Here is a 13,294-nt window from a genome sequence, read left to right as displayed (position 1 = left end):
CCATCGCCATCGCCATCGCCATCGCCACCCGGCGCCGGCCGCAGCAGCGACTCGACCTGCACCACTGCGTCGCGGTAGGCCTGGCGCAGGGCCGCCAGCGGCGCATCGGTGCGCTTCCCTTGCTTCAGGGCATCGGAGAGGCGGCGGGCGCTGTCCTGGAGCGCCACGGCGCCGACAAAGGCGCACGCACCCCGCATGCCATGCAGCGCGCTGCGGGCTGCGGCCACATCGCCGACGTCGAGGGCGCGGGCGGCGGCGTCCACGTCCTGGCGGATCGAGTCGGCAAACAGGCGCACGAAGTCCGCCGTGTTTTGTTGCCTCAGGACCATGTGCAGGCGCTCCGAATCGAAGCCGATCAGGGTGGGCAGCGCATCCGGGCCCACAGCCGGGCTCGCACCCGTCGCCTCGGCGACCGGCATGAGCGCCTGCGAACGGGTCGCGTCCTGCGGCTCGGCCGGCTGCGCCGAGCGCGCGGGCAGCCAGCGCCGCAGGGTGTCCGCCAGGGTCTCCAGGCTCACCGGCTTGGCCAGCAGGGCGTTGGCGCCGACGGCGGCAACCCGCGCGCGCTCCGCCTCGGTCACCCCGGCGGTGATGACGATCACCGGCAGTTGTCCCCAGGCGGGATGCCTGCGCAGGCGCCTGGTGGCGCTCAGGCCGTCCATTTCGGGCATCTGGATGTCCATCAGCACCGCGTCGAAGGTGCCCCGCTCCAGGGCGTCGAGCGCCTCCCGCCCGGTGGTCACCAGGGTCGCATCCACGCCCAGCAGGGCGAGCATGTCGGTGAGCACCTGGCGGTTGAGGGGGTGGTCTTCCGCCACCAGCACCCGCATCCCGTGCAGGTCCACGGGTTCGGGCGGCGTCGCAGGCAGCGATGGCGCAGTCGCCACCGCGAGCGGCAGCTCCACGACAAAGGTGCTGCCGGCCCCGGGCGTGCTCTCCACCGTCAGCAGTCCGCCCATCATCTCCACCAGCCCGCGGCTGATGCTGAGCCCGAGGCCGGTGCCGCCGTGGCGCCGGGAAATGGACTGATCGCCCTGGCTGAAGGGCGCGAACAGCCGGGCGCGGGTGCCCTCGTCGATGCCCGGTCCGGTGTCGGTCACCGCCCAGCGCAGCCGCGCCACCGAGTCCTGCACCCCGAGGCAGGTGACGGTGAGCCGAACCTCGCCGCGCTCGGTGAACTTGAGCGCGTTGCCCAGCAGGTTGGCGAGCACCTGGCGCAAGCGCAGGGCATCGCCGAGCAGGTGGCGCGGTACGCCGTCCGCCGCGGTCACGCGCAGCTCGAGATCCTTCTGCACGGCCAGCTCGCCGAACAGGTCCCGCAAGGCGCCGAGCAGCTCCTCGACATCGAAGGGTGCGTACCGCAGATGCGGCTGCCCGGCCTCGATACCGCTCTGGTCGAGGATGTCGTTGAGGATGCCGAGCAGGCTGCGGCCCGAGCGGTACAGCTTCTCCAGGTAATCCCGGGCCAGCGGCTCCAGCGGCCGGTGCAGCGCCAGCTCGGCAAGCCCCAGGATGCCGTTCATCGGCGTGCGGATCTCATGGCTCATGTGCGCCAGGAACTTGCCCTTGGCCTTCGCCGCTGCCTCGGCCGCCTCCTTGGCCTGGCGCAGCTCGGTCTCCGCCTCCTTCAGGCCGGTGATGTCCGGAAAGTTGACGACCAAGCCGGGGATGCCGGTGCCGTCGTGGCGGTAGGGGCGGATGCGGCGCAGGTACCAGCGCCCGGCCTGGTCGCGGATTTCCACGTCCGCCACGCGGCTGCCCCGCAACATCTCGGCGCAGTCCCGGGCCAGGCTCGGGTCGTCCACCGCCCCCGCCAAGTCGCTCACCGGGCGGCCGACGTCCGATGGGATCACCCGCAGGAGCTGGGCGCAGGCGGGGGTGTAGCGGTGAATGCACAAGGCTTCGTCCAGCAGCAGCGTGGCGGTTTCGGCGCTCAGCAGCAGGTTGTTGAGGTCGGTGTTCAGCGTGTCGGCCTCGGCCACCTTTGCGTCCAGTCCGGCGTTGGCGGTGACCAGCTCCTCGTTGAGCGATTGCAGCTCTTCCTTGGAGCTCTCCAGTTCCTCGTTGGCGGACTGGAGCTCCTCGTTCATGGCCGTGACTTCCTCATTGGCCGCGGTCATATCCTCGCGGCTGGCACGGGCCTGCTCGATGGTGCGCTGAAGGTCTTCGCGGGTAGCGTCCAGCTCCTGTTCCAACTGCCGCAGCACCCAGTCCTCACCGCCCGCCCCGGCCTGCGGCAGCGTGACCTCGGACGCCGCCGCCGGGCTGAAGCAGATGAGCAGCAGCCGCGGCTGGCCCGCCTCGACCACGGGCGCCACCTCGATGCGCACGCCCGCCGCCGCCGCGCCGTCGCCGGGGCGCACGGCACTCACCGCGCAGCGCTGCCCATCGCGCCGAGCGCGGTTGATGGCCGCGCGCAGGCTTGCCCCAAGTGACGGGGCGATGGTTCTGAACAGGTCCCGGGACGGCTCGCCCGTGGGGACGGTCAGATACGGGCCGGGGTCGCCGGAGACGTACAGGATTTGCAAGTGATCATCGACCAGCAGCTGCGTGGGGCCGTGGCGCTTCAGCAACTGCTGACAGGTGCGGGCCTGTCCGGTCAGGCTGCCCACCCAGGGCAGGGCTTCCCCGCTGCCCGCCGGACGCAAGCCGGCCAGTACGGCGGTACCGGGCAACGGCGGCGGCTGGTCCGCGTCGCCGCCGGTGTGGCGGAAGATGCGCCAGGGCGTGGACACGGGCGCAAAACACCCGGCCAGTGCACCCAGGCTCTCGGTGCTGCCCAGGAACAGGTAGCGCTCCGGCTGAAGTACGAAGCGGAACAGCCGCAGCACCCGCTGCTGGGTCTCGGTGTTAAGATAGATCAGCAGGTTGCGGCACACCGCCAGGTCCAGGCGCGAGAACGGTGGGTCGCTGACCAGGTTGTGCGAGGCGAACACGATGGCCTCGCGGACCTGTTTGGTGACCCGCCAGGCGTCCAGCTCGCGGGTAAAGAAGCGCTGCCGGCGAGCCTCCGAGACGCCGTCCATGGCGGCCTCGGCGTAGCGGCCCGAGCGGGCGGCATCCAGGGCGGCGTCATCCACGTCGGTGGCGAACACCTGTATCCGCGCCGCCCCGGGATGGGCCTCCAGCCATTCCAGCAGGAGCACGGTGATCGAGTAGGCCTCCTCGCCGGTGGCGCAGCCGGCCACCCACACCCGTACGGCCTCGTCCGGCCCCTTGCCCTCGAACAGCCGCGGGATCACCGCATCGGCCAGCACCTCGAACGCCTCCGGCTCGCGGAAGAAGGCGGTGACGCTGATCAGCAGGTCTTGGGCCAGCCGGTCCCGCTCCAGGCGGTCCTGCCGCAGGGTGTCGAGATAATCGTCCAGGTCCGCCGCACCCGTCAGGCCGGCCCGACGCGCGATGCGCCGGCGCAGGGTGCTGGGCTTGTAGCCACTCAGGTCTTTGCCGCCGTGCTCGCGCACTAGGTCGAGGATCGCCCGCATCGCGCGGTCATCTTCTCCGAGCGCCGCGGCCGCGGCCTCCGGTGCCAGTCCGCGGCCCCAGGCGCACAGGGTGGTGGCGATGGCGGCGGCAGAGCGCCCGAGCTCGCCATCGCCGGGGGCGCTGGTGCCGTCGCGGGACAGTGCCAGCACCAGGGCACCGGCCTGACGCAGGATCGCGGCACCGGCACTGCCGTCGTCGAGACGCTCGGACAGCAGTGCCACGGCGGCGCGCGGCCCCAGCGCCGCCAGGCCGGCGCAGAAGGCGTCGATGGGCCGCTTCGCACCGGCGACATCCGCGGCGTGGACGAGTCGCAGGCCCGCGGGCTCGAGGCGCAGCGATTGCCTTGGCAGCACGATGTGGACATGGTCGGCGGCCAGAGACAGGCCATCGTCGGCGGCGGTGATCGGCATCGCGCCGCATTCGCCCGGCAGTTCCGGCAATGCGCCCTCCTGCCCCGGAACCAGGCCCGGCATCAGCACCCAGGCGATACCGCAGTCCGTCGCCAGGGCGCGCAGGAACGCCGTGAGGTCCGCCGGCGCGCCCCCCGAGCCGATGATCAAGGCGACCTTGACCTGTGCGTCGGCGCCGGCCACACCCGGCTCGCGCAATTTACTCATCGTCTACCTGCTCGGGGGCTTACACCGTCTGTGGAGGCAAGAAGCCCTCGCCGGAGAATCCGGGAAGTCCCAAGACTCCAGATCTGCGGATGATACGCCCGCGTGCGAACACGATGCATGTGCGCAGGGTCTAGGGAGGCGTTGCCTCAGACGGACGAGGCATGCTCACCGCGCTCGCCGCCATCCAAAGCGCGCCGCTGTTGGTCGGGCCGGCGAAGGAGGCCCGACAATCAGGCGGTGACGATATGCACCCCGCCGGGCTTCGTTCCCCGGTCCGCCCCGACGACGGATTCCTGTCCGGACGCGGCGCTTCGCGAGGAGGGACGCGGCGGCCTTACCTTACGGAACGCGGCGAAAGTTGTGTCGGTCGCGCGTACGGCTGCACGGCCGCTGAAGAGGAACTACGAAACACGCAAAAAGCGCGAAAGGGCCGAGGTAGGGGGCGGGGCTGGTGATGAATCCGCGCCTTTTCGGGTGTTTCGTGTATTTCGCCGTGACAACATTCCAGTCCCTGTGGGGTGGCCGTGCTGTGCAGTGCTGACTGTACTTGCGAGGTGCTTAGTCAAGTCCCGCTGATGCGGTCGTAATAGCGCGCGCGGTACAGCAGCCGGGGCACGGCGTCGTCGGTGAAGCCAGTGCGGGTGTGCAGCACGTTGTTGCTGACCAGGCCCCAGCCGGATTCCAGGCGGCCGTGGAGGTGCCAGGGCGTGTCGCGGTGCAGCACGTCCTTGAGCCAGGCGACGGCCTCAACGGTGAGCGGGTCGTCGCGCCAGACGATGTTGCGCGCCCGGTTGGTGAAGCGCATGTGCAGTTGGCCATCGGGGCGCACCGAGAAGACCGGCCCCGTGCGGTCGGGCCGCACCTGCTCGCCGTCGACGTAGCTTGCCGGGATGGTCATGCACTCCGGGTGCATCAGCGCGCGGATGTAGTCCGGCGACTGGTCGCGCACCAGGATATAGGCGATCTCGTGGTCCAGCAGGTCGTTGGCGCCGCCCTCTGCTGCGGGGTGGACGCAGTGCAAGAGCAGGCCGTCGATGCGCTGCTCCGGGGCGTTGTAGTAGCCGTCGGTGTGCCAGTCGATGGGCCGATTGGAGTAGGGAATGTATTCGCGGTGGCGGGCGTCGGTCTGCACCGTCAGCGACGTGATGGCGTCGTCGTCGGCGCCGCGGTTATGGTCAAGCCGGTGCAGCCCGAAGGCGGCGCCGAGCCGGGTCGGGATGTCTTTGTCCGGATCAGTGCCGGTCTTGCCGACGTAGATGGCCATGTTGGCGCGCCGGCAGCGCTCCAGGATGGCCGCGTGCTCCGCGGGCGCCAGCGTGCGCGGGTCGTCGATCTCGACCACCAGGTCGTCGAGGCGGGTCGGCGCCTCGGCGAGCTTGCGCTCGCGCCACTGAAGATAGGCGGTGTTGGCGGCGAGGTCGAAAGGGGAGTCGGACATCATCGGGGGGCGGCGGGCGGTTGTAGGGTAGAACGGCGTATTCTTGCACAGCACGTGGGGCCTTGGCCGGTGGTCGTTCTGTGTGCCGGTACGTGCGCCGGACAAGGTTGCTCACGCCGCTGCAAAATAGCGGCGTCAACGAACGCCCGCATCCATGGCGGGCCATGCACGGCAGAGTGAGCACGGGTATGGGCATGACGGGAATGTTGGTCAGGTTGGCGCCGGCCGCCGCGGCCCGTGTGGTGTTCTACGTGGACGCGGACAATCAGTCGCCGCAATGTGCGGGGGACCTCATCTCGCTGTTCGGCGCCGCGCAGGTGCTGGCGGCGCTGCGCACGCTGTGCACGTCCGATGCGGCCGGCCTGTATTCGGCGACGGTGGTGGAGCAGGGGCTGGCGAAGCTCGGCTTCGACCCGAAGGCGCGGCGCGCTTTTCTGGCCTCGGCTCCGGGCATCCAGACCGAGGGGAAGTTCACCGGGAAGGCTTACCGCTTTTGATGGGGCGCGGCGTGGTGCGGTGTCGCCCAGGAGGGCGACACTCCGGCCGCACTCCGGCCCCACTCCGGCCGCACTCCGGCCGCACTCCGGGAGTGTCGCCAGGGCGACACGCGCGAGGGTCGGTCCAAGACCAGTCTCGGAATCTTCATCTTGCTGCACCAGAGCTCGGACACCCCCCGGCGGACAACGTCGAAGGTCTCGGCGCGGCGCTAAGACTCACCTAATTCCCGCTCGCTATCGTCACCCTCACGCGAACATCCGCGTGACTGACGAGACGTGATCATCATGCAGAGCAAGCTCTATCAGACAGCTGCCATCACCACCCTTCTGCTGGCCGGGCTCGGCGGCGCCCATGCGGCCAGCGGCACGCAGAACGATGCGCTCGGCATCAACGACGCCGGCATCAGCCTGACCCAGGCCATCAGCGCCGCCGAGCAGCACGTCGGCGGCAAGGCGTCGAAGGCCGAGTACGAGCAGGAAAAGGGCCGCTCGGCGTTCGAGGTCGAGGTAGTCAAGGGCACCGCGGTGACAGATGTGGTGGTCGACCCCGCCAACGGCGCCATCCTGTCCGCCAAGGCGGACAAGGCCGACCAGGGCGACGAGGACCACGAGGAGCACGGCGACCGGCGGGGCGAGTCGGAGCAAGAGGACGACTGACCGCCCTGCCAGCGCTGCCCGGGGCGGCCAGGCCGCCGCCGGGCGCACCGGCCGGCAAACGAAGCCGGTCCGGCCGGACTGACCGCAACCCACCGTCACGGAGCCCCGATTCGAGATGAAGAACGCCCAAGACATTGCCCTAAGCAAGGTGCCCGAGGTCACCCTGCTGTTCTGGGTCATCAAGATTGCCGCAACCACCCTCGGCGAGACCGGCGGCGACGCCGTGTCCATGTCCATGCACCTCGGCTACCTGGTCGGGACCGCCATCTTCGCCGGCGTCTTCATCGTCGCCGTGGCCGCCCAGATCAAGGCCAAACGCTTCCACCCCTTGCTGTACTGGACCACCATCATCGCCACGACCACCGTCGGTACGACCCTGGCCGACTTCGCCGACCGCTCGCTCGGCATCGGCTACGCCGGCGGCAGCGCCATGCTGCTCGCCTTGCTGATCGCCTCGCTGGCCATCTGGTATTGCACCCTCGGCACCGTGTCTATGGCGTCCATCAGCTCGCCGAAGGCCGAGATCTTCTACTGGGTGACCATCATGTTCTCGCAGACCCTGGGCACGGCGCTGGGGGACTGGACCGCGGACACGGCGGGCCTCGGCTACGAGGGCGGCGCGCTGATCTTCGGTGCCATGCTGGCCGTCCTGGCGCTGGCGTACTACAAGACGCGGATCTCCCGTACCCTGCTGTTCTGGCTGGCCTTCGTGCTGACGCGGCCACTCGGTGCGGTGCTCGGCGACCTGCTCGACAAGCCGCTCGCCGCCGGCGGGCTCGCGCTGAGCCGCTACTCAGCGTCGCTGGCGCTGGTGGTGTTCATCGTCGCCTGTCTGGTGCTGTTCCGGCACCGGGCGGCGGAGACGGCCCATTGACGCGGCGAGGCACCCCGACAAGCCTCGCGCTTGCAGCCCGGCTCGAGGCCAGCGGCGGCCTTGGCGCCGGGCGCCGCCGCCGAGGAGCACCCCATGCGCATCCTGCTGGTTGAAGACGACCCGATGATCGGCGCGGCGGTCTCCGTCGCGCTGAAAGACGCCGCCCATGCCGTGGACTGGGTCCGCGACGGCGACACCGCCGGCCGCGTGCCCGTGGTCGTCATCACCGCCCGGGATGCGGTGGACGACCGCGTCCAGGGGCTGGACCTCGGCGCCGACGATTATCTGGTCAAGCCGTTCGACGTGAACGAGCTGCTCGCCCGGCTGCGCGCCGTCGTGCGCCGCCAGGGCGGGCAGGCGGCACCGCTGCTCAGCAACGGTCGCGTGAGCCTGAATCCGGCCACCGGCGAGGCCGGCAACGGGGCGGTCTCGGTGACCCTGAGCGCCCGCGAGCGCGCGTTGCTGCACACCCTGCTGCTGCACCCCGGCCGCATCTTCAGCCGCGCCGAGCTGGAGACCCACCTATATGGCTGGGGCCAGGAGGTCGAGAGCAACGCCGTCGACTTCCTGATCCACGGCGTGCGCCGCAAGCTCGGCGCCGACGTCATCAAGAACGTCCGTGGCGCCGGCTGGCTGGTGGAGCGGCCCCGATCAGAGGTGCCCGAAGGACAACCGCGCCCATGAGCCGCTCCATCCAGCGGCGGCTAACCCTGATGCTCGGCGCCGCCATCCTGCTTGCCGCGGTCGGGGCGGGGCTGTCGGCCTTCGTGCTCGCCTACCGCGAGGCGAGCGAGTTCCAGGACGATCTGCTGCGCCAGATCGCGGCGCTGATGGATGGGGGCATCGCGGCCGGCAGCGGGACCACGACCGGGCCGCGTGCGGTACTGACCGACCCCGACGCGCGCGTCGGCATCGTCCGGCTGCCGGGTGATACCCGGCCCGGCTGGCTGCCGCCGGGGCTCGCGCCCGGCTTCCACCGGCTCGCGGGGACGACGGAGCCGCCGCGGGTGTTTGTCCGCGCGGACGCGGGCGATGGGCACCGGATCATCGTCTTCCAGCCCACCGAGACCCGCGACGAGGTCGCCCTCAGCAGCGCCCTGTTCACGCTGGTGCCGCTGCTCCTGCTGCTGCCTGTCATCGCCGGGCTCATCGTCTGGATCGTCCGCCACGAGCTGGCACCGCTGCGCCGCCTCGCCCGCCGGCTCGATGCCCAGCCGGCGGAGCGGCCCGGGCCCATGCCCGACGCCGGGGTGCCGGACGAGCTGCGCCCCTTCGTGCAGGCCATCAACCGGCTGCTGGAGCGGGTCGGCGACCTGCTGCAACAGCAGCGCCGCTTCATCGCCGATGCCGCCCACGAGATCCGCAGCCCCCTCACCGCGCTGTCGGTGCAGGCCCGGAACCTGACCCAGGCGCAGAGCCTGGACGCGGCGCGCGAGCGCATGCTCCCGCTTCAGGCTGGCATCGAGCGCGCGCGCAGGCTCACCGAGCAGTTGCTCAGCCTGGCCAGGCTCCAGACCGGCCCCCAGCCCGCGGTCGAGGTGGACGCCGGCGCGCTCGCGCGCTGATCGCCGAGCACCTGGCTCTCGTCGAGGCCCGAGGCATCGACCTCGGCCTGGACGAGGCCGCGCCGGTGCGGCTCGCCGCCACGCCCGAGAGCCTGCGGCCGATCTTGCGTAACGGCCTGGAAAATGCGATCCGCTACACGCCCGAGGGCGGCGAGGTCACGCTCAGGCTCGCCACGGACCCGGATGACGCCATCATCGAGATCGTAGCGGCCATTGAACAGGCTGATGCCGATGCTGCAGGAGGTGCTGTGCTCGTGATCGCGCAAGCGGTAGGGGCGATTGAGCAGGTCCAGCGCCCGGTCGGCGACGCTGCCGGCAAGCGACTCGGCGCTGTAGGGCTCCGTACTCAGCGCCGGCACCATCACGACGAATTCATCGCCGCCGAGCCGCGCGACGGTATCGGCCTCGCACACGATGGTGCGCAGCCGTTCCCCGACCTCCCGCAGCAACAGATCGCCGATCTCATGGCCCATGCTGTCGTTCAGGCACTTGAAGTTGTCGAGGTCGATGAACAACACCGCGCCGTAGCTCCCGGAGCGCGCGCTGGCGCCCAGCGCCTGCTGGATGCGGTCCATCAGCAGCCGCCGATTCGGGAGCCCGGTCAGTGCATCGTAGAAGGCGAGACTGCGGATTTTCTGCTCGGCGGCCCTGCGCTCGGAGATGTCCTGCACGAAGCAGAAGGTGTATTCCTCGTCGCCGAAGGAGACGTAATTGGCGTTCGCCTCGATGGGGATGATGGTGCCGTCCCTGCGCCGATGATAGGACTCCGTCGCGAAGTGACCCTGCGGACTGAGCCAGTAGAAGCAGGTGCTGCTCTTGCTGATGGCGCTGTGGGCGAGTTGCAGGTCGCGCTCGGCGCGCTTGCGCGCGGTCATCGCCGCGATGGCATGCTCCCGCGGCGTGGCGTCTCGCAGCGTCAGCAGGAGACCGGTCACGGCCCCCGCCGGGTTCTTCAGCGGCGTCAGGGTGCGGTCCCAGCAGCCGTCGCGGCGCCGGGCGGCGTCGTGGTCCGACGCGGGGCTGCCCGGTATCGACAGCGCGACGCCCGTGTCGCGCGCGTGACAGAACAGCGCCTGGATCTCGATGTCCGGGCATGTGTCGAAGTATGCCTGGTCCGGCAAGTCGGTGCCGGGGTCACCGGTCGCGGCGGCGTAGGCGGGGTTGACCCGCACGAAGCAGAGCGCCCGGTCCAACTGGGCCATGGGTGTCGGTGCGGCGTCGAACACCGGATCTTGAGTGTCGTGCATCGATGGTGGTCCGGCTCACGGTCGTAGCTCCAGGTAAAAACCCTACTCAATGGTAAGGCCTTTACCAGTCTCTTGCGGGGCTTTCGGTGCCGAACTTGCGGTGGAGCGCCGCGGGATGCGCCATAACCCAAGCGTGGTAGCACGTGAAGGTCGCGGGAAACATGTCCAGACAATCGACGAGCCAGATGCCAAGCCAGCCCAAGCCAGGCCCGCTGCCCGCGGGCATCTGGGTGCTCGGCTTCGTCAGCATGCTGATGGACATCTCCTCCGAGCTCATCCACAGCCTGCTGCCGGTCTTCCTGCTAACCGAGCTCGGCGCGAGCGCGCTGGTCATCGGTCTGATCGAGGGCAGCGCCGAGGCCGTGGCCTTGATCGTCAGGGTCTTCTCCGGTGCCTTGAGCGATCACCTCGGCCGGCGCAAGACGCTCGCCGTCGCTGGCTACGGCCTCGGCGCCCTGAGCAAGCCGCTGTTCGCCATGGCATCCAGCGCCGGCATGGTGTTCGCGGCGCGCTGCATCGACCGCGTCGGCAAGGGCATCCGCGGCGCGCCGCGGGATGCGCTGGTGGCCGAGCTGGCCCCGGCGCGGGCGCGCGGCGCCGCCTTCGGTCTGCGCCAGGCGCTGGATACCGTGGGCGCCTTCCTCGGGCCGCTGCTCGCCGTGGGGCTGATGCTGCTCTGCGCGGACGACTTCCATGCCGTGTTTTGGTTCGCGGCGCTCCCGGGCGCGCTGGCCGTCGCGCTGCTGGTGCTCGGTATCCGCGAGCCGCGCTCGAGCCGGCGTCCGGGGCAGGGCTCGCCGATTCACTGGCGGCTGCTGCGTCGCCTGAGCCCGGTCTATTGGGCCATTGTGGTGGTGGGCGTCACCTTCACGCTGGCGCGCTTCGCCGAGGCCTTCCTGGTGCTGCGCGCGCAGCAGGGCGGGCTGCCGCTCGCCTGGGTGCCGCTGGTGCTGGTGGTGATGAACCTGGTCTACGCGGCCGCCGCCTATCCCTTCGGCCGGCTCGCCGATCGCTGGAGCCGCCCGCGGCTGCTGGCGCTGGGGCTCGCCGTGCTGGTGGCCGCCGACCTGGTGCTGGCGCACGCCGCCGGCTGGGGCCTGGCGCTCGTCGGCGTCGGCCTGTGGGGCCTGCACCTCGGCATTACGCAGGGCCTGCTGTCCGCGATGATCGCCGACGCCGCCCCCGGCGACCTGCGCGGTACCGCCTTCGGCCTCTTCTCGCTGCTGTGCGGGTTCGCCATGCTCGTCGGCAGCGCCCTGGCGGGCCTGCTTTGGGACAAGCTCGGCGCCGCCGCGACCTTCTACGCCGGCGCCGCCTTCTGCCTGCTCGCGCTGGGCGGGTTGCTCAGGACCCGAGCTGGCACAACCGAGGCGCCGCGCGCCTAGGGCGGACGAGGGAAGCGACCGGGCGCGATTTCGGCGTGGAGCAGCTCCTGTTGGAGCGGTACTCTCGGTGCCGCGCACGGCGGCGTAGCGGTTCTTGTGGGAGCGGCACTCTCGGTGCCGCGACCGGCGGCAAGGTAGCACACCACGCCCTGAGTAACTGCCAAGCGGCAGGCAGTCGTGCGGCCGTCATCGCGCTACAACAGGCAGTGGTGCTCCCACGGTGCGGGCGCGCCTGGAGCAGCTGTTATGGGAGGCCGGGTTAGCGCAGCGTAACCTGACGATGGGCGTCGGCCCCCTGTGTCAAGATGTAAGCCTTCGTGCGACGCCACGGCGTCACCAAGACCCGCCTGATCGAGGATGCGTTTCAGCATCACCTGCTCGCCACATCGGCACCACCTACGTCGCCGTCGCCGACACATCGGAGCGGCTGAATTCCGTCCAATCGCGCACCCCATTCTCTGCGCGCCGACATGGTCGCGGACCCCGCCCACTACCGCTGGTCCAGTTACCGCGCCAACGTGCTTGGCGAACCGGACGCGCTGCTGACCCCGCACCCGCTCTACCTCGCCCTCGGCGCCGACGCGGCAGCGCGCCTTGGTGCCTACCGGGAACTGTTTCCGCGGCGCGCTCGACGACAAATCCGGCAGCGACCTGCGGCTGGCCCTGAACCCTGAACCAAGACCAACCCATTAGCAACGATCGCTTCTACCTGAGCCAAAGATGGCCTTCGTAAGTGTCAGGTACCGTCAGATTCCGGCCAGAAATTCGCGTCGAGCACCTCGCTCTGGGCGAACGGGCAGTGCTCCGGGAAGTCATCCTCATCGAAAGGGGTCTCCTTCACCGCCTTCTGCACGGCACTGAACCAGCTGGCGTCGAACGCGTCATCCAGCTGAGACTTGAGCCCCGGGTTCTTTTGCAGCAGGCGCGCGATGCGGTAGCGCTGCTCTTTGATGGTTGCGCGCCAGCTCTTCCCTTGCCGCTCGGGCTGATAGCGCCACTTCAATAGGTGCGCGATCAGCACCGCCAAGCGGCTTTCGAGCTCCCGCTCCTGGCTTGCGCCCAAATCCAGCAGCTCCTCGATCAGGTGCTCGGCGTCGAGCTCGTCCAGGCGCCGCTCGCGCAGCAGCGCCGCCTGCTCGCGGGTCCAGCTGTAGAAGTCGGCATCGTGCAGTGGTGTGCTCATGGGCAGGGCGCTCGGCCGTGGCGTGGGCGATATTTTAGGCGCTCAACGCCGGCAACGCCCACATCCGCAAGACTGTCTTATCTTTCCTACCAGCGAACCCTGCTGGCGCCGAGTGCCGCGCCCAAGTTGGACAGGCTCCTAGGTCGTAGATTTGGATTTGGCGCAGTTGTTCGACCAAATCCACCACGACCGGCTCATCGCCCGCGTCGGGGAACACCTTCCGGACAGGCGCATCCTGCGCGTTACGGGCAAGACTCTGCGCACTGGTGTTCTCGCCAATGGCCTGATTACGCGGCGAGCCCGCGCAGGTGGCCGGAACGATGATCAAGGCCGGCAATGCTGGAT

The 13,294-nt window shown here is 69.9% G+C and carries 11 protein-coding genes; 7 read left to right on the top strand and 4 right to left on the bottom strand.

Annotated features, from left to right (window positions below; all coding sequences use genetic code 11):
- Together LJE69_RS14865 and LJE69_RS14860 are read right to left on the bottom strand one after the other, a co-directional pair.
- On the bottom strand, positions 1-4,103 hold a 4,103-nt coding region (locus LJE69_RS14865; RefSeq protein ID WP_296926455.1), incomplete at its 3' end, for a CheR family methyltransferase.
- Positions 4,104-4,665: 562 nt separating this feature from the next.
- Complete coding sequence (locus LJE69_RS14860; RefSeq protein WP_296926453.1) at positions 4,666-5,541, bottom strand: TauD/TfdA family dioxygenase; 876 nt, start codon at positions 5,539-5,541, stop codon at positions 4,666-4,668.
- Between the two features lie 188 nt (positions 5,542-5,729).
- Here LJE69_RS14860 and LJE69_RS14855 point away from each other — a divergent pair, with 188 nt between their 5' ends.
- The 5 genes from LJE69_RS14855 (at position 5,730) to LJE69_RS14835 (ending at position 9,134) form a co-directional block, all read left to right on the top strand.
- Positions 5,730-6,038: a hypothetical protein gene (locus LJE69_RS14855; RefSeq protein ID WP_296926450.1), complete on the top strand. Its 309-nt coding sequence runs from the start codon at positions 5,730-5,732 to the stop codon at positions 6,036-6,038.
- Positions 6,039-6,323: 285 nt separating this feature from the next.
- On the top strand, positions 6,324-6,695 hold the full coding sequence (locus tag LJE69_RS14850) for a PepSY domain-containing protein (RefSeq protein ID WP_296926448.1): 372 nt from the start codon (positions 6,324-6,326) through the stop codon (positions 6,693-6,695).
- 115 nt (positions 6,696-6,810) lie between these two features.
- Positions 6,811-7,569, top strand: a complete 759-nt coding sequence (locus tag LJE69_RS14845; RefSeq protein WP_296926446.1) for a hypothetical protein — start codon at positions 6,811-6,813, stop codon at positions 7,567-7,569.
- A gap of 93 nt (positions 7,570-7,662) precedes the next feature.
- Positions 7,663-8,253: a response regulator transcription factor gene (locus LJE69_RS14840; protein WP_296926444.1), complete on the top strand. Its 591-nt coding sequence runs from the start codon at positions 7,663-7,665 to the stop codon at positions 8,251-8,253.
- Positions 8,250-9,134 (top strand): histidine kinase dimerization/phospho-acceptor domain-containing protein, encoded by an 885-nt coding sequence (locus LJE69_RS14835; protein WP_296926441.1) that lies wholly within the window; start codon positions 8,250-8,252, stop codon positions 9,132-9,134. The genes LJE69_RS14840 and LJE69_RS14835 overlap by 4 nt, the downstream gene beginning before the upstream one ends.
- On the opposite strand, the gene LJE69_RS14830 is transcribed toward LJE69_RS14835, so the two are convergent.
- The gene (locus tag LJE69_RS14830) at positions 9,020-10,381 is read right to left on the bottom strand and encodes a diguanylate cyclase (protein ID WP_296926439.1); all 1,362 of its coding nucleotides are present in this window, start codon (positions 10,379-10,381) and stop codon (positions 9,020-9,022) included. The genes LJE69_RS14835 and LJE69_RS14830 overlap by 115 nt on opposite strands.
- Positions 10,382-10,566: 185 nt before the next feature.
- On the opposite strand from LJE69_RS14830, the gene LJE69_RS14825 reads away from it, so the two are divergent.
- Positions 10,567-11,766, top strand: a complete 1,200-nt coding sequence (locus tag LJE69_RS14825) for an MFS transporter (RefSeq protein ID WP_296926436.1) — start codon at positions 10,567-10,569, stop codon at positions 11,764-11,766.
- Positions 11,767-12,236: 470 nt separating this feature from the next.
- A complete protein-coding gene (locus LJE69_RS14820) occupies positions 12,237-12,440 on the top strand; it encodes a hypothetical protein (RefSeq protein ID WP_296926434.1) in 204 nt (67 codons plus the stop codon).
- A gap of 62 nt (positions 12,441-12,502) precedes the next feature.
- Here the strand turns inward: LJE69_RS14820 and LJE69_RS14815 are convergent, their stop codons facing one another.
- Positions 12,503-12,949, bottom strand: a complete 447-nt coding sequence (locus LJE69_RS14815; protein ID WP_296926432.1) for a DUF29 domain-containing protein — start codon at positions 12,947-12,949, stop codon at positions 12,503-12,505.
- Positions 12,950-13,294 lie beyond the last annotated feature (345 nt).

Source organism: Thiohalocapsa sp. (assembly GCF_022340605.1).
Taxonomy (GTDB): Bacteria; Pseudomonadota; Gammaproteobacteria; order Chromatiales; family Chromatiaceae; genus Thiohalocapsa.
Note: the sequence above shows the minus strand (reverse complement) of the source record. Positions and strands in the feature narration are given on the sequence as shown.

What these genes read in the sequence shown, in the direction of transcription:
- LJE69_RS14815 (WP_296926432.1), bottom strand. Translation starts at nt 12,949, where the DNA reads ATGAGCACACCACTGCACGATGCCGACTTCTACAGCTGGACCCGCGAG.
- LJE69_RS14840 (WP_296926444.1), top strand. Translation starts at nt 7,663, where the DNA reads ATGCGCATCCTGCTGGTTGAAGACGACCCGATGATCGGCGCGGCGGTC.
- LJE69_RS14835 (WP_296926441.1), top strand. Translation starts at nt 8,250, where the DNA reads ATGAGCCGCTCCATCCAGCGGCGGCTAACCCTGATGCTCGGCGCCGCC.
- LJE69_RS14845 (WP_296926446.1), top strand. Translation starts at nt 6,811, where the DNA reads ATGAAGAACGCCCAAGACATTGCCCTAAGCAAGGTGCCCGAGGTCACC.
- LJE69_RS14820 (WP_296926434.1), top strand. Translation starts at nt 12,237, where the DNA reads ATGGTCGCGGACCCCGCCCACTACCGCTGGTCCAGTTACCGCGCCAAC.
- LJE69_RS14830 (WP_296926439.1), bottom strand. Translation starts at nt 10,381, where the DNA reads ATGCACGACACTCAAGATCCGGTGTTCGACGCCGCACCGACACCCATG.
- LJE69_RS14825 (WP_296926436.1), top strand. Translation starts at nt 10,567, where the DNA reads ATGCCAAGCCAGCCCAAGCCAGGCCCGCTGCCCGCGGGCATCTGGGTG.
- LJE69_RS14855 (WP_296926450.1), top strand. Translation starts at nt 5,730, where the DNA reads ATGGGCATGACGGGAATGTTGGTCAGGTTGGCGCCGGCCGCCGCGGCC.
- LJE69_RS14850 (WP_296926448.1), top strand. Translation starts at nt 6,324, where the DNA reads ATGCAGAGCAAGCTCTATCAGACAGCTGCCATCACCACCCTTCTGCTG.
- LJE69_RS14860 (WP_296926453.1), bottom strand. Translation starts at nt 5,541, where the DNA reads ATGTCCGACTCCCCTTTCGACCTCGCCGCCAACACCGCCTATCTTCAG.